Annotated in this window: 14 protein-coding genes; 11 read left to right on the top strand and 3 right to left on the bottom strand. The window is 72.8% G+C overall.

Features of this window, described 5'->3' with window-relative positions; genetic code table 11:
• Positions 1–78: 78 nt before the first annotated feature.
• Entirely contained in the window at positions 79–465 is a 387-nt protein-coding gene (locus tag AB0637_RS08215; RefSeq protein ID WP_366171188.1) for a hypothetical protein, read from the bottom strand.
• A 282-nt stretch (positions 466–747) separates the two neighbouring features.
• Here AB0637_RS08215 and efp point away from each other — a divergent pair, with 282 nt between their 5' ends.
• Positions 748–1,311: an elongation factor P gene (efp, locus tag AB0637_RS08210; protein ID WP_366171186.1), complete on the top strand. Its 564-nt coding sequence runs from the start codon at positions 748–750 to the stop codon at positions 1,309–1,311.
• Positions 1,311–1,721 carry a transcription antitermination factor NusB gene (nusB, locus tag AB0637_RS08205; RefSeq protein ID WP_366171184.1) on the top strand — a complete coding sequence of 137 codons (411 nt, stop codon included), beginning with the start codon at positions 1,311–1,313 and terminating at the stop codon, positions 1,719–1,721. The genes efp and nusB overlap by 1 nt, the downstream gene beginning before the upstream one ends.
• A 131-nt stretch (positions 1,722–1,852) precedes the next feature.
• Here the strand turns inward: nusB and AB0637_RS08200 are convergent, their stop codons facing one another.
• Both AB0637_RS08200 and AB0637_RS08195 read right to left on the bottom strand, forming a co-directional pair.
• Complete coding sequence (locus AB0637_RS08200) at positions 1,853–2,785, bottom strand: hypothetical protein (RefSeq protein WP_366171182.1); 933 nt, start codon at positions 2,783–2,785, stop codon at positions 1,853–1,855.
• Between the two features lie 299 nt (positions 2,786–3,084).
• A complete protein-coding gene (locus tag AB0637_RS08195) occupies positions 3,085–3,579 on the bottom strand; it encodes a transcriptional regulator (RefSeq protein WP_106206055.1) in 495 nt (164 codons plus the stop codon).
• Between the two features lie 292 nt (positions 3,580–3,871).
• Here AB0637_RS08195 and pyrR point away from each other — a divergent pair, with 292 nt between their 5' ends.
• From pyrR to AB0637_RS08150, 9 genes are all read left to right on the top strand, one after another.
• Positions 3,872–4,432, top strand: a complete 561-nt coding sequence (gene pyrR, locus AB0637_RS08190; RefSeq protein ID WP_366171180.1) for a bifunctional pyr operon transcriptional regulator/uracil phosphoribosyltransferase PyrR — start codon at positions 3,872–3,874, stop codon at positions 4,430–4,432.
• Positions 4,432–5,391 (top strand): aspartate carbamoyltransferase catalytic subunit, encoded by a 960-nt coding sequence (locus AB0637_RS08185; protein WP_366171178.1) that lies wholly within the window; start codon positions 4,432–4,434, stop codon positions 5,389–5,391. The genes pyrR and AB0637_RS08185 overlap by 1 nt, the downstream gene beginning before the upstream one ends.
• Entirely contained in the window at positions 5,388–6,674 is a 1,287-nt protein-coding gene (locus tag AB0637_RS08180; RefSeq protein ID WP_366171176.1) for a dihydroorotase, read from the top strand. The genes AB0637_RS08185 and AB0637_RS08180 overlap by 4 nt, the downstream gene beginning before the upstream one ends.
• Entirely contained in the window at positions 6,671–7,201 is a 531-nt protein-coding gene (locus AB0637_RS08175) for an ABC transporter permease (protein ID WP_366171174.1), read from the top strand. The genes AB0637_RS08180 and AB0637_RS08175 overlap by 4 nt, the downstream gene beginning before the upstream one ends.
• Positions 7,198–8,418: a glutamine-hydrolyzing carbamoyl-phosphate synthase small subunit gene (gene carA / locus AB0637_RS08170; RefSeq protein ID WP_366171172.1), complete on the top strand. Its 1,221-nt coding sequence runs from the start codon at positions 7,198–7,200 to the stop codon at positions 8,416–8,418. The genes AB0637_RS08175 and carA overlap by 4 nt, the downstream gene beginning before the upstream one ends.
• The gene (carB, locus tag AB0637_RS08165) at positions 8,418–11,735 is read left to right on the top strand and encodes a carbamoyl-phosphate synthase large subunit (protein WP_366171170.1); all 3,318 of its coding nucleotides are present in this window, start codon (positions 8,418–8,420) and stop codon (positions 11,733–11,735) included. The genes carA and carB overlap by 1 nt, the downstream gene beginning before the upstream one ends.
• Entirely contained in the window at positions 11,732–12,586 is an 855-nt protein-coding gene (gene pyrF / locus AB0637_RS08160) for an orotidine-5'-phosphate decarboxylase (protein WP_366171168.1), read from the top strand. The genes carB and pyrF overlap by 4 nt, the downstream gene beginning before the upstream one ends.
• Positions 12,587–12,692: 106 nt before the next feature.
• Positions 12,693–12,974: a hypothetical protein gene (locus AB0637_RS08155; RefSeq protein WP_366171166.1), complete on the top strand. Its 282-nt coding sequence runs from the start codon at positions 12,693–12,695 to the stop codon at positions 12,972–12,974.
• A 173-nt stretch (positions 12,975–13,147) separates the two neighbouring features.
• Positions 13,148–14,959, top strand: a complete 1,812-nt coding sequence (locus AB0637_RS08150) for an ExeM/NucH family extracellular endonuclease (RefSeq protein WP_366171164.1) — start codon at positions 13,148–13,150, stop codon at positions 14,957–14,959.
• The last annotated feature ends 5 nt before the right edge of the window (positions 14,960–14,964 follow it).

The following is a 14,964-nucleotide window of genomic DNA, read 5'->3' as shown; positions in this document are numbered from 1 at the left end:
CTCGTCTGCATCGGTCGTGGGTCGAACCCCCTGCAGTGGAGGGGCCCAGGCCTCACCCGTTCGGCCGTGGGCGGCGCGTCAGGTGCAGGGGCGGGAGCTGAAGGACGTGCCGGTGGAGTAGAAGAGCGTCGTCCGGGTGTCGTCGTCGTACGCCCCGGCGCAGAACGCGTCGGGCCCGGCGCTGACGATCGCGACGTCGGTCCGGGCCGTCGGCACGCGCAGGTCGTGCAGCGACGTGGAGTAGCTGCCGTGGGCGTCCCGCCACGCGGTCTGCGCGGTCGCCACCTGCTGCAGGTCCGTGTGCAGGTCCTGCGCGACGCTCGACCGGCGGTCGTCGATGACGATGGGGAGGGCGACGGCGACGGCCAGGCCGAGCGCCGTGACACCTCCCACGGCGGCGACGACGGCGCGGCGGGGGCCCCGAGGGGTCGGCTCGGACGCGTCCGGCGTGCTGTGCCGAGTCACGCGCGCCCCCCTTCCCTGGTCGTCGGGCGTGTCCAGGTTGGATCGGGTGCGCGGGGCCCCGCGCTGAGCGCTCCCACGGCCCTCCACCCGTGTGCGCCGCAGGCTCCACCGTCCGGCGCAACGCGGCCCGTTCCGAGGTGCGCGGACGGTGACGACCTGCCCGTCCGGTCGGCACGCCGGTGCGCGGGGACGGTCCCCGGGCCTCGGTAGGATGTGCCAGGCCCACCCGCGCCCGGCCCCGGGCAGCGGGAGTGAAGACCGAGAGACGGACTGAGAGACGACGTGGCATCGACGAACGACCTGAAGAACGGCACCGTGCTGAACCTCGACGGCAACCTCTGGTCGGTGGTCGAGTTCCAGCACGTGAAGCCCGGCAAGGGCGGTGCCTTCGTCCGGACGAAGCTCAAGAACGTCCTGTCCGGCAAGGTCGTCGACCGCACGTTCAACGCCGGCAGCAAGGTCGAGACCGCGACGGTCGACAAGCGCGACATGCAGTACCTGTACAAGGACGGCGAGGACTTCGTCTTCATGGACTCCGCCACCTACGACCAGCTGCACGTCGGTGCCGCGACCGTCGGTGACGCGGCCAACTACATGCTCGAGAGCACCGAGGCGATCGTCGCGACGCACGAGGGCACCCCCCTCTACGTCGAGCTCCCGACCTCCGTCGTCCTGGAGATCACGTACACCGAGCCCGGCCTGCAGGGCGACCGCTCCACCGGCGGCACCAAGCCCGCCACCGTCGAGACCGGTTACGAGATCCAGGTCCCCCTGTTCCTCGAGACCGGCACGAAGGTCAAGGTCGACACCCGCACGGGCGACTACCTCGGCCGCGTCAACGACTGATGGCCGCTCGCCGCAAGGCGCGCAAGCGCGCGCTGGAGGTCCTCTTCGAGGCCGACCAGCGCCGTCTCGCCCCCCTCGACGTCCTGCGCGACAAGATCCAGCGGGCCGACCCGCCCGTCGGTGAGTACGCCGTCACCATCGTCGAGGGGGTCGTGGCGCAGCAGGCGCGCATCGACGAGGTGCTCTCGACGTACTCGATGGGCTGGACTCTCGACCGGATGCCGGCCGTCGACCGCGCCCTCCTGCGTCTGGGCACCTGGGAGATCCTGCACGCCCCCGACGTCCCCGACCACGTCGCCGTGAGCGAGGCCGTCGAGATCGCCCAGGAACTGTCGACCGACGAGTCGCCGAAGTTCGTGAACGGGCTGTTGGCCCGGATCGCGGAGCTCAAGGAGACCCTCTCCGCCTGAGTTGCGGGCTCCGTGCCCCTCGGCGGTTCCCTGGCCCCGCGCTGTCGGATCGTTGGCCCCTCGCTTTCATTCATCGAAAGCGAGGGGCCAACGATGCGACCGCGCGGAGGTGCTTCCCGTGCTCTGTCGCCTCAGCGGCGTCGCGTGGCCGCCGACAGGGTTGCAGCCAGCTGACGGAGGAAGCCGGCGGGATCGTCGAGCACGTCCTGCGGAGCGACGGAGAGCAGCAGGAGGCCCGCCGCGGCGTAGCGGCGCTGCTTCGCCTGCGTCCGCCGGAGGTCCTCGGGAGTGGAGTGCCAGCGGATGCTGTCGATCTCCAGCACCACGCCCAGCTCCGGCCACCACGCGTCGGCATGCCCGATGCGGATGCCGTCGACGACGACGTCCTCGTTCCACAACGGTTGCGGCAGAGCTGACGTCGACACCAGGCGGTAGATCTTCCCCTCCGCCGCACTGCGGGTCCCGGCCGACACCTCCTCCAGCACGCGTCGGGCGGTCGCGGTGCGCTGCGTCGGGCCGTCGTAGACCTCGTCGCGCAGGGCCTCGACGGTGGTCCGGCGCTGCTGCAGCACCGCCCCGAACACCTCGCGCACGCGGTCGACCTCGTCGTCGTGGCGCGCGGCGTCCGCCGCCGCCCGCGCGGGGCCGGCGACGAGCAGTCCCTGTCGGACGAGGGGGCTCGGCGGGCGTTGCGTCCGCTCGATCGTGACGAAACCGGTGGACAACCTCCGTCCAACCCAGGGGATGAGGACGAGGACGCGTTCGCCCACGGGCAGCCGGTCACCCGCGATCCCGAGGAGGTCGAGCGCGTGGTCACCACTGATGACGGACTTCTCGCCGGCGTAGCTGAGCGCGGCCCGTCGGCGCTGACGCAGGCTCAGGGGACCACGGTGCCCGGCGATGACGCCCGGCAGCGCCCTCTGCCACGGACCCTTGTTGGCCCACCGGGCGATCGTGGCCACGGACATGCCGACCTGGACCAGTTGCCGGTGCGAGGCCACCCCGTCGTTGCGGCGCAGGAGGGCGTCGACGTCGGCACTGTCGAAGGTTCGTCGTCGAGGCACCCGGGGATCGTGGCTCGGGGAGCGTCGTCGGCGACGCCGCGCGCGGGTGACCTGTGGACAGCGAGGGCTGTGGAGCCCACGACGACCCGCTGCCTGCCGCATCGTGGGCACCTGGCTTTCATTCATCGAAAGTGAGGTGCCAACGATCCGAACCCCCGACCCCGCGGCGGGGTGGGCGGGGTGGGCGGGGTGGGCGGGGTGGGCGGGGTGGGCGGGGTGGGCGGGGTGGGCGAGGGGGAGGTGGGACGCAGAACGGCCCGGTCCCCTGGTGGGGCCGGGCCGGTCGGGCGTCCGGTGGGTCAGCCGTGCTCGACGGCGCGACGGGCGTCGGCGTTGAGGACGCCCCAAGCGATGAACTCGTCGCACAACGTCGTCGCGGGGACGTCGTAGATGACGGCGAGGGTGCGCAGGTCGTCGGCGCGGATCGAGAGGACCCGGCCGTTGTAGTCGCCACGCTGGGACTGGATGGTCTTCGCGTAGCGGTCCAGGGGGCCGGCCTTCTCGGCGGGGACCTCCTGGAGGCGCTCGAGGTCGAGCACGAGCCGCGGGGGCGGCTCGGAGCTGCCCTGCGGGGCGCCTTCGGGGAGCAGGGCGGAGACGGGGACTCCGTAGAAGTCCGCGAGTTCAGCCAGTCGCTGGACGGTCACCGCACGGTCGCCGCGTTCGTAGGAGCCCACGACGACGGCCTTCCACCGTCCCTCGGACTTCTCTTCGACGCCGTGCAGGGACAGCCCCTGTTGGGTACGGATGGCGCGAAGACGCGATCCGAGTGCGCGGGAGTAGTCCGATGCCATACGAGAATCGTCACGGAGCGTGAACGCCTTCGTCAAGCTGACCTGCCGTTTCGCACCCTGTTTCCTGGGAATCACCACCCTCTCGGCACCTGCGCCGTTACTCCGTGTGAGCGTTTGATCTCACAACGACAGCGTTGTGTGGCAGGTCGGAGGCGGCGACGCCCCTGAGGGTGACGACCAGCGTGCTCCTGTAGGGTCGCCAGTGACCACCGCGCCGCGCACACGCTGCGTGCAGGGCCGGTGAAGACGTCCTTTAAGGATCCGTCCCGTGAGGCGGGGAAGGAGGTCAGCAGTGAACGCTGTCCCCGATCGGTCGGACGCCCGGGTGCTCCTCGAAGCTCCCGACATCGCCCGCGCCGTGACGCGCATCGCGCACGAGCTGCTCGAGACCAACAAGGGCCCGGACGACCTCGTCCTGCTCGGCATCCCGACGAGGGGAGTGCCGCTGGCCCGCCGGCTCGCGGCCCGTCTCGCCGAGGTCGAGGGCACGACCGTCCCGACGGGTTCTCTCGACGTGACCATGTACCGCGACGACCTGCGCCGGCACCCCACCCGCGCCCTGCTCCCCACGGAGCTGCCCGCCGGGGGCATCGACGACAAGGTCGTGGTCCTCGTCGACGACGTCCTGTACTCCGGGCGCACCATCCGGTCCGCGCTCGACGCCCTCAACGACCTCGGCCGGCCCCGCGCGGTGCGCCTCGCCGTCCTCGTCGACCGCGGCCACCGCGAGCTGCCCATCCGCGCCGACCACGTCGGGAAGAACCTGCCGACGTCCTCGGCGGAGCGGGTCAGCGTCCTGCTCACCGAGCTCGACGGCCGCGACGCCGTCCTCATCACGGGCGGGGGGAACTGATGCGCCACCTGCTGTCCGCGGCCGACCTCGACCGCGACGCCGCCGTGCACGTCCTGGACGTCGCCGAGGAGATGGCCGCGACCCAGCGGCGCGTCGTCAAGAAGCTGCCGACCCTGCGCGGGCGCACGGTCGTCAACCTCTTCTTCGAGGACTCCACGCGCACCCGGACGTCCTTCGAGGCCGCCGCGAAGCGCCTGAGCGCCGACGTCATCAACTTCTCGGCCAAGGGCTCCAGCGTCTCCAAGGGCGAGAGCCTGAAGGACACCGCGCTGACCCTGGAGGCCATGGGCGCCGACGCCGTCGTCGTCCGGCACGGGTCCTCCGGTGCACCGCACCGCTTCGCCCACGCCGGCTGGACGCGCGGGGCCGTCGTCAACGCCGGTGACGGCACGCACGAGCACCCCACCCAGGCCCTGCTCGACGCGTACACGATGCGCCGGCACCTGCGCGGCGGCACCGGCGACCTCGCGGGCGCCAAGGTCGTCGTCGTGGGCGACGTCCTGCACTCCCGCGTCGCCCGCTCCAACGTCCTGCTGCTGCACACCCTGGGCGCGCACGTGACGCTCGTGGCGCCGCCGACGCTGCTGCCCGTGGGCGTCGAGGCGTGGCCCTGCGCGACGTCGCACGACCTGGACGCGACGCTGCTGCAGGGCGAACCCGACGCCGTCATGATGCTGCGCGTGCAGGCCGAGCGGATGGACGCCTCCAAGGGGTCCTACTTCCCGTCGGCGCGCGAGTACAGCCGCCGCTACGGCCTCGGGCGCGAACGGCTGCGCGCCCTGCCGGACCACACGATCGTCATGCACCCCGGCCCGATGAACCGCGGTCTGGAGATCTCCGCCGAGGCGGCCGACTCCGTGCGGTCCACGATCGTCGAGCAGGTCGGCAACGGCGTCGCCGTCCGCATGGCCGTCCTGTACCTGTTGCTGGCCGGCGAGATCCCGGGAGGGGACGCGTGAAGACCCTGATCCAGAACGTCACCGTCGGGAGCGGGCAGACCGACCTGCTGCTCGCCGACGGCGTCGTGGCCGCCGCCGGACCGGGCCTGTCCGCGCAGGACGCGACCGTGCTCGACGCCACCGGCCTGCGCGCCCTGCCCGGGCTCGTCGACCTGCACACCCACCTGCGCGAACCGGGCCGCGAGGACGCCGAGACCGTCGAGTCCGGCACCCGCAGCGCCGCGCGCGGCGGCTACACGTCCGTCTTCGCGATGGCCAACACCCTCCCCGTCGCCGACACCGCCGGCGTCGTCGAGCAGGTGCAGCGCCTCGGGGAGGAGGCCGGCTGGGTCGACGTCCGCCCCGTCGGCGCCGTCACCGTGGGCCTGGCCGGGCAGCAGCTCGCCGAGCTCGGCGCGATGGCCGACTCCCGCGCCGCCGTCCGCGTCTTCTCCGACGACGGGCACTGCGTCTCCGACGCCGTCCTCATGCGCCGCGCGCTCGAGTACGTCAAGGCGTTCGACGGCGTCATCGCCCAGCACGCCCAGGAACCGCGCCTCACCGAGGGCGCGCAGATGAACGAGGGCACGGTCAGCGCCGTCCTCGGTCTGCGCGGCTGGCCGAGCGTGGCGGAGGAGGCGGTCATCGCCCGCGACGTGCTCCTCGCCGACCACGTCGGTTCGCGGCTGCACGTCTGCCACCTGTCCACCCGCGGCTCGGTCGAGATCGTCCGCTGGGCCAAGGCGCGCGGGGTCCAGGTCACGGCCGAGGTGACCCCGCACCACCTCCTGCTCACCGACGAGCTCGTGCGCGGCTACGACCCCGTCTACAAGGTGAACCCGCCGCTGCGGACGCAGGCCGACGTCGAGGCCGTCCGCGAGGGACTGGCCGACGGGACGATCGACATCGTCGCCACCGACCACGCCCCGCACCCGGTCGAGGCCAAGGACTGCGAGTGGTCGGCCGCCGCGATGGGCATGACCGGGCTGGAGACGGCGCTGAGCGTCGTCCAGCACACGATGGTCGACACCGGCCTCATGGGCTGGGACACGCTGGTGGACCGCATGTCCACCGCCCCGGCGCGCATCGGACGCCTCGCCGGGCACGGCCTGCCGCTGGAGGTCGGGAACCCGGCCAACCTCGTCCTCGTCGACACCGGCGCGCGCTGGACGGTCGACCCGGCCGCGATGGCCACGGCGGGGCGCAACTCCCCGTTCCGCGGCATGGAACTGCCCGGGAAGGTCGTCGCGACGTTCCTGCGCGGCCGCCCCACCGTCCTCGACTCCGAGCTGGTGACGCCGTGAAGTGGATCGCGACGATCGTCCTCGTCCTGGCCCTGCTCCTTTTGTGGCGCATGATGTTCATGGGGTACCGGGGCCGGGCGCTGCGGCAGAAGAAGGAGTTCCCGCGGCCCCTGGGCAGCCGGGACTGGAAGGGTCTGCGCGACGCCGTCGACGGCGTCTACGTCTCCACGACGGACGCCGAGAACGCCCTCGACCGCATCGCGGCGCACGGGCTCGGCACGCGCAGCGCGGTCTCGATGGGTTTCGTCGCCGAGGGCGTGGGCCTGCTGCGGCAGGGCGCCCGGTCGTTCGTGATCCCCACCGCCGACATCGTCGGCGTCGGTCACGGGCCGGGCATGGTCGGCAAGTGGATGGGACGGGAGAAGGGTCTCGTCGTGCTGCGCTGGAAGCTGGGCGAGCGCGTCGTGGACACAGGGATCAAACCGCGGCACCCCGCCGAGGGCGCCAGGTTCGCGGAGCAGGTGGAGGAACTCGTGCGCACGAAGGACCAGCAGAAGCCCACGGACGGTTCGGGAGGTACCCGGTGACGACCACGACCCGCACCCCCGCGGTCCTCGTCCTGGAGGACGGGCGCACCTTCACCGGCGAGGCCTACGGCCACGTCGGCACCACGGTCGGCGAGGCCGTCTTCTCCACCGGCATGACCGGGTACCAGGAGACGCTCACCGACCCGAGCTACCACCGCCAGGTCGTCGTCATGACGGCCCCGCACGTCGGGAACACCGGCTACAACGACGAGGACCAGGAGTCCTCGCGCATCTGGGTCGCCGGGTACGTCGTGCGCGACCCCGCGCGCGTCCCGTCGAACTGGCGGTCCCGGCGCAGCCTGGCCCAGGAACTGGACGCCCAGGGCGTCGTCGGCATCTCCGGGGTCGACACCCGCGCCCTGACCCGGCACCTGCGCGAACGCGGCGCCATGAAGGTCGGCGTGTTCTCCGGTGACGCCGCCGCCCGCCCGGCCGCCGAGCTGCTCGAGGAGGTCCGCAAGGCGCCCGACATGGTCGGTACCGACCTCGCCTCCCTCGTCAGCACCGACGAGCGCTACGTCGTGCCGGCTGTGGGGGAGCGGCGGTTCTCCGTCACGGCGGTCGACCTCGGCATCAAGTCGATGACCCCGCAGCGGTTCGCCGAGCGCGGCGTCGAGGTCACCGTCGTGCCCTCCGACGTCACCCTCGAGGAGGTCCTCACCTCCGGCCCCGACGGCGGTGCGCCCGACGGCGTGTTCTTCTCCAACGGCCCGGGCGACCCGGCCGCGGCGACCCACGAGATCGAGGTCCTGCAGGGCGTGCTGGAGCGCAGGATCCCGTTCTTCGGGATCTGCTACGGCAACCAGCTGCTCGGCCGCGCGCTCGGCTACGGCACGTACAAGCTCAAGTACGGCCACCGCGGGATCAACCAGCCCGTCATGGACCTGACGACCCGCAAGGTCGAGGTGACCGCGCACAACCACGGGTTCGCCGTCGACGGCACCGCCGGGGAGGTCCGCGACACCCCCTACGGTCGCGCGGAGGTCAGCCACGTCGGCCTCAACGACGGTGTCGTGGAGGGCCTGCGCTGCCTCGACGTCCCCGCGTTCTCCGTCCAGTACCACCCCGAGGCGGCGGCCGGTCCGCACGACGCCTCGTACCTCTTCGACCGGTTCGTCGACCTCATGGACGGCACACCCGCCGAACAGCTCGTCGACGACCAGGGCGCCACCGACACCACCGAGCCGACCGAGCCGACCGTAGAGAAGGACGCCTGATGCCCCGTCGCTCCGACCTGTCGTCGGTCCTCGTCATCGGGTCCGGCCCGATCGTCATCGGCCAGGCCGCCGAGTTCGACTACTCCGGCACCCAGGCCTGCCGCGTGCTGAAGGCCGAGGGCCTGCGCGTCATCCTCGTGAACTCCAACCCGGCGACGATCATGACCGACCCGGAGATGGCCGACGCGACCTACGTCGAACCCATCACCCCCGCCACGGTCGAGGCCATCATCGCCAAGGAGCGCCCGGACGCGGTCCTGGCGACCCTCGGCGGCCAGACCGCGCTCAACACCGCGATCGCGCTGTTCGAGAACGGCGTCCTGGAGAAGTACGGCACCGAGCTCATCGGGGCCGACGTCGACGCCATCAAGCTCGGCGAGGACCGGTTGCTGTTCAAGGGCGTCGTCGAGCGCTGCGGCGCGGAGTCGGCCCGTTCGCACCTGTGCCACACGATGGACGAGGTCCTCGCGGCGGCCGGTGACCTCGGCTACCCCGTCGTCGTGCGGCCCAGCTTCACCATGGGCGGCCTGGGGTCCGGGTTCGCCTACGACGAGAACGACCTGCGCCGCATCGCCGGCCAGGGCCTGCACCATTCCCCGGTCACCGAGGTGCTCCTCGAGGAGTCGATCCTCGGCTGGAAGGAGTACGAGCTCGAGCTCATGCGCGACCGCGCCGACAACGTCGTGGTCGTCTGCTCGATCGAGAACTTCGACCCGGTCGGCGTCCACACCGGCGATTCGATCACCGTCGCGCCCGCCATGACGCTCACCGACCGCGAGTACCAGCGCATGCGGGACATCGGCATCGCGGTCATCCGCGAGGTCGGCGTCGACACCGGCGGCTGCAACATCCAGTTCGCGGTGAACCCTGTCGACGGCCGCATCATCGTCATCGAGATGAACCCGCGCGTCTCGCGGTCCTCGGCCCTGGCCTCGAAGGCGACGGGGTTCCCCATCGCCAAGATCGCTGCGCGCCTCGCCGTGGGGTACACCCTCGACGAGATCCCGAACGACATCACCTCGGTGACGCCCGCCAGCTTCGAGCCGACGCTGGACTACGTCGTCGTCAAGGTGCCGCGGTTCGCCTTCGAGAAGTTCCCGGCGGCCGACCCGACGCTCACCACGACGATGAAGAGCGTCGGGGAGGCCATGGCCCTGGGCCGCAACTTCACCGAGGCGCTGCAGAAGGCGCTGCGCAGCACCGAGAAGCGGGGTGCGGCGTTCAGCTGGGCCGGTACCGTGGGCGACCGCGGGGACCTGCTGCGCCGCGTCCAGCAGCCGACCGACGAACGCATCGGCCTGCTCATGCAGGCCATCCGCGCGGGCGCCACGCCCGAGGAGCTGTTCGAGGCCACCAAGATCGACCCCTGGTACCTCGACCAGCTGTTCCTCATCGACGAGATCGCCGTCGAGGTGCGCGAGAGCGAGGAGCTCACGCCCGAACTGCTGCGGTACGCCAAGCGGCACGGGTTCTCCGACGCCCAGATCGGTGAACTGCGGCACCTGCCCGAGGACGTCGTGCGCGGGGTCCGGCACGCCCTCGGCATCCGGCCCGTCTTCAAGACGGTGGACACGTGCGCGGCGGAGTTCGCGGCCAGCACGCCGTACCACTACTCCTCCTACGACACCGAGGACGAGACGCGGCCGCGCGAGAAGCCGGCCATCGTCATCCTCGGGTCCGGGCCCAACCGCATCGGGCAGGGCGTCGAGTTCGACTACTCCTGCGTGCACGCCAGCTTCGCGCTCTCGGACGCCGGCTACGAGACCGTCATGGTCAACTGCAACCCCGAGACGGTCTCGACCGACTACGACACCTCCGACCGGTTGTACTTCGAGCCCCTCACGCTCGAGGACGTCCTGGAGGTCGTGCACGCCGAGATGCGCTGCGGCCCCGTCGCCGGCGTCGTCGTCCAGCTCGGCGGTCAGACCCCGCTCGGGTTGGCCGCCAAGCTCGAGCAGGCCGGGGTGCCGATCATCGGCACCTCGCCCGCCGCGATCGACCTGGCCGAGGAGCGCGGCGCGTTCGGCCGGGTGCTGGAGAAGGCCGGGCTGGTGGCGCCCAAGCACGGCACCGCCTCCAGCTTCCCGCAGGCCAAGGCCATCGCGGCCGAGATCGGCTACCCCGTCCTCGTCCGCCCCAGCTACGTGCTCGGCGGCCGCGGCATGCAGATCGTCTACGACGAGGCCACCCTCGAGCACTACATGGCGACGGCCACCGAGGTCTCGACCGAGCGGCCGGTGCTGGTGGACCGCTTCCTGGACAACGGCATCGAGATCGACGTCGACGCCCTGTTCGACGGCGAGGAGATGTACCTCGGCGGGATCATGGAGCACATCGAGGAGGCCGGGATCCACTCCGGCGACTCCGCGTGCGTCATCCCGCCGGTGACCCTCGGCGTCTCCGAGCTCGAGCGCGTCCGCGCGGCGACCGAGGCCATCGCCCGCGGGGTGGGGGTGCGCGGTCTGCTGAACGTCCAGTTCGCCCTGGCCGCCGACATCCTCTACGTCCTGGAGGCGAACCCGCGGGCCTCGCGCACCGTGCCGTTCGTCTCCAAGGCGACCGGGGTCCCCCTCGCCAAGGCGGCGGCCCGGCTCATGGCCGGCACGCCCATCCGCGAGCTGCGCGCCGAGGGGTTGCTGCCCGCGCACGGCGACGGCGGTCTGCTGCCGGCGGACTCGCCCGTCTCCGTCAAGGAGGCCGTGCTGCCCTTCGCCCGGTTCCGGACGGCTGAGGGTGTGGTCGTCGACTCCCTCCTCGGGCCGGAGATGCGCTCCACCGGCGAGGTCATGGGCATCGACGTCGACTTCCCGACGGCGTTCGGCAAGTCCCAGACGGCGGCGTACGGCGGGCTGCCCACCGGCGGCACGGCGTTCATCTCCGTCGCCGACCGCGACAAGCGCGCGATGATCTTCCCGATCAAGCGCCTCGCCGACCTCGGGTTCACCCTGCTGGCCACCGAGGGCACCGCCCAGGTGCTGCGGCGCAACGGGATCGCGTCGACGGTGGTGCGCAAGCACTCCGAGGGCACGAGCCACGAGGGTGAGCTGACGATCGTCGGGCGCATCGCCGCCGGCGAGGTCGCGATCGTCGTCAACACCCCCTCGGGCAACCAGGCCCGCGCCGACGGGTACGAGATCCGCGCCGCGGCGACGTCCGTCGGCTCCCCGATCATCACGACGATCCAGGAGCTCTCGGCGGCCGTGCAGGCCATCGAGGCGGCCCTCGACGCCGAACGCGGTGGCCAGGGCCTGCGGGTGGCGTCGCTGCAGGAGCACACCGCACGCCTCGAGGCGGCCTGGGAGGGTTTCCGGGCATGAGCGGGGACGCGCCCCGGTTCGGGGTCCGGCTGGCCGAGGCGGTCGCCGCGCACGGTCCGCTGTGCGCGGGGATCGACCCGCACACGCCGCTGCTCGCGGCGTGGGGCCTGCCCGACGACGCCGACGGGGTCGAGCGGTTCGGGCGCACCGTCGTCGAGGCCCTCGCCGGGCACGTCGCGGCCGTCAAACCCCAGGCCGCGTTCTTCGAACGGCACGGCTCGCGCGGGGTCGCCGCCCTCGAGCGGGTCGTCGCCGACGCCCGCGCCGCCGGCCTGCTCACCGTGGTCGACGCCAAGCGCGGTGACATCGGCTCGACGATGGCGGGGTACGCCGACGCGTTCGTCGGCGACTCCCCGCTGGCCGGGGACGCCGTGACGGTCTCGCCGTACCTGGGGTTCGGCTCGCTGCGGCCCCTGCTGGACCTCGCGGCCCGGCACGGGCGGGGCGTCTTCGTCCTCGCGCTGACGTCCAACCCCGAGGGGGCTGCGGTGCAGCACGCCGTGGGGGCCGACGGCCGGTCCGTCGCGCGGGCCGTCGCCGAGGCCGCAGCCGCCGAGAACGCGGGCGCGGCACCGTTCGGGGACGTCGGGCTCGTCGTGGGCGCGACCGTGGGGTCGGCCGTCGCCGACCTCGGCATCGACCTCGCGGCCGTCAACGGGCCGCTGCTCGCCCCCGGGGTGGGTGCGCAGGGAGCGACGGCCGACGACCTGCGCCAGGTGTTCGGGGACGCCCGCCGGCTCGTGCTCGCCGCCAGTTCCCGGGAGGTGCTGGCCGCCGGCCCGTCGGCGACCGCCCTGCGGGACGCGGCCCGCCGCTCGGCCGACGCGGTCACCGCAGCGCTGGCCGGGTGACCTGCGGCTCACCCGCCGGGTGGGCCGCCCCGTCGGTGCCTACGATGGCCGACGTGCTGCCGTGCCCCGTCCCGACACCGGCCCGTCCCACCGGACCGGTCCGCTGATGCCTTCGCGCATGATCGCCCGCGGCCTCGCCGCGCTGACCGTGACGGCCGTCGAGGTCGGGCACGACGAGCTCGAGGCGCGCCGGCAGGTCGGGGCGTTCCTGCAGAACATCGCGATCGACCCCGTCGTCGTCCTGCAGGAGGCCGTCGCCGCCGTCGTCGAGCTGGCCCCCGCCGAGATGCGTGAGGCCAGCGGCGAGCGGCAGCTGCTCGCCGCCCTCGAAGCGCGCTCCTGGCTGGAGCGCATGAGCGTCGACAGCGCTCGCGGCGTCCCCCTCTGACGGCACCCCGCGGCGCATCGTTGGCCCCTCACTTCCGGTGAACGAGAGCGAGGGTTCAACGATCCGTCCCCCGGGGGACGGGCGGCGGCCAGGTGTTCACCCTGAGGTCCCCCAGTGGTTGCTGAGAGTGGTTACCTTGCCCCGGTCCGCGTGATCGACCGGAAGGCACCCCCGTGAACCACCCGACGACCCGCCCGACCCGCCGGCTCCTGACCGGGGGAGTACTGACGCTCCTGCTGGCCGGCCCCCTCACGGCGCTGCCGGCGTCCGCGGCCACGTGCGCCGCCCCCACCCGCACCATCGGCGCCGTCCAGGGGACGGGCGACACCACCCCGCTCGCCGGCCGGCAGGTCACCGTGGCCGGCACTGTCGTCGGCGACACGCCCGGCCTCGACGGCTTCTACCTCCAAGACGGTGGCGACCGCGACCCCCGCACCTCCGACGGCGTCTTCGTGTACGCCCCCGGCGCCCAGGTCGACCTCGGGGACACCGTCGCGGTGACCGGCACCGCCGGGGAGTTCGGCGGCCAGACCCAGGTCTCGGCCGGATCGGCCGTCACGGTCTGCCACGACGGGTCCGCGAAGGACCTCCCGCGCGCCGCCCGGCTCGGCCTGCCCGCCGACGACGCCGCCCGCGAACGCCTCGAGGGCATGCTCGTCGCGCCCGCCGACCGCCTCACCGTCAGCGAGGTCCACGCCCTCACCAGCTACGGCGAACTGACGTTGTCCCAGGGCGGGCTCCTCGTGCAGCCCACCGAGCTCGCCCGCCCCGGAACCCCGGCCGCGCAGCGGATCGCCACGCGCAACGCCGAGCGCAGCGTCGTCCTCGACGACGCCCGCTCGGCGCGCACCAGCACGACGGCCCGGCCCTACCTCTCCCCGACGACCCCGGTCCGCGTCGGCGACGCCGCGCGCCTGCGCGAACCCGTCGTCCTCGGGTACGGGTTCGACGCTTGGCGGCTGCAGCCCGCCGACGGGACCGCCGACGGTCTGCTCGCCCCCCAGGACACCCGCCGCGACCGCCCCGACCGCGTCGGCGGCGACGTGCGCGTCGGCGCGTTCAACGTCCTGAACTACTTCCTCACCTTCACCGGGCCGGACGCCCGCGGCGCCGACGACCAGGCCGGGTTGGACCGGCAGGCCGGCAAGATCGTCCCCGCGATCCAGGCGCTCGGCGCCGACGTCGTCACGCTCATGGAGATCGAGGACACCGACTCCACGGGCCTGACCCCCGGCAACGCCGACACGGCGCTCGCGGACCTCGTCCGGCGGCTCAACGCGGCGGGGACGGGGCACTGGTCCTACGTCCCGATGCCGAAGGAGCTGTACGGGACCGACCGCGACGTCATCCGCAACGCGATCGTCTACCGCGACGACGTCGTGGCGCCCGTGGGGGCACCCGTCGGGCTCGTCGACGAGACGGTGTGGGACAACGCCCGCGAACCCCAGGCGCAGACGTTCCAGCGCACCGGTCGACCCGCGGCGGCCGACCGGTTCACGGTGGTGGCCAACCACTTCAAGTCCAAGGGCTCCGGCGACGCCGCGACGGGTGACAACGCCGACACCGGTGACGGGCAGGGGGCCTGGAACGGCGACCGCGTCCGGCAGGCCGCCTCGCTGGCCGGGTTCGTCGACAGCCTGCGCCGCAGGACGGGGGACCCCGACGTCCTCGTCCTCGGCGACCTCAACTCCTACACCCGCGAGGACCCCGTCGAGGAGCTGCGGCGCGACGGGTTGACCGACCTCGGGAGCCGGTTCGACGCGGGCCGGTACAGCTACGTGTTCGACGCCCTGTCCGGGTCGCTCGACCACGCCCTGGCCACCCGGGAACTGACCCGCAAGGTCACCGGCGCGGTGCACTGGAACGTCAACTCCGTCGAGTCCGGCGCCTACCAGTACGACGGCGACCCGGCGCTGTACGCGGCGGACCCGTTCCGCTCCAGCGACCACGACCCGCTCGTCGTGGGGCTCGACCTGCGCGACTGAGCGGC

This window comes from Kineococcus sp. NPDC059986 (genome assembly GCF_040702905.1).
Lineage (GTDB): Bacteria > Actinomycetota > Actinomycetes > Actinomycetales > Kineococcaceae > Kineococcus.
Note: the sequence above shows the minus strand (reverse complement) of the source record. Positions and strands in the feature narration are given on the sequence as shown.

What these genes read in the sequence shown, in the direction of transcription:
- carB (WP_366171170.1), top strand. Translation starts at nt 8,418, where the DNA reads ATGCCCCGTCGCTCCGACCTGTCGTCGGTCCTCGTCATCGGGTCCGGC.
- nusB (WP_366171184.1), top strand. Translation starts at nt 1,311, where the DNA reads ATGGCCGCTCGCCGCAAGGCGCGCAAGCGCGCGCTGGAGGTCCTCTTC.
- pyrF (WP_366171168.1), top strand. Translation starts at nt 11,732, where the DNA reads ATGAGCGGGGACGCGCCCCGGTTCGGGGTCCGGCTGGCCGAGGCGGTC.
- AB0637_RS08185 (WP_366171178.1), top strand. Translation starts at nt 4,432, where the DNA reads ATGCGCCACCTGCTGTCCGCGGCCGACCTCGACCGCGACGCCGCCGTG.
- AB0637_RS08195 (WP_106206055.1), bottom strand. Translation starts at nt 3,579, where the DNA reads ATGGCATCGGACTACTCCCGCGCACTCGGATCGCGTCTTCGCGCCATC.
- AB0637_RS08155 (WP_366171166.1), top strand. Translation starts at nt 12,693, where the DNA reads ATGCCTTCGCGCATGATCGCCCGCGGCCTCGCCGCGCTGACCGTGACG.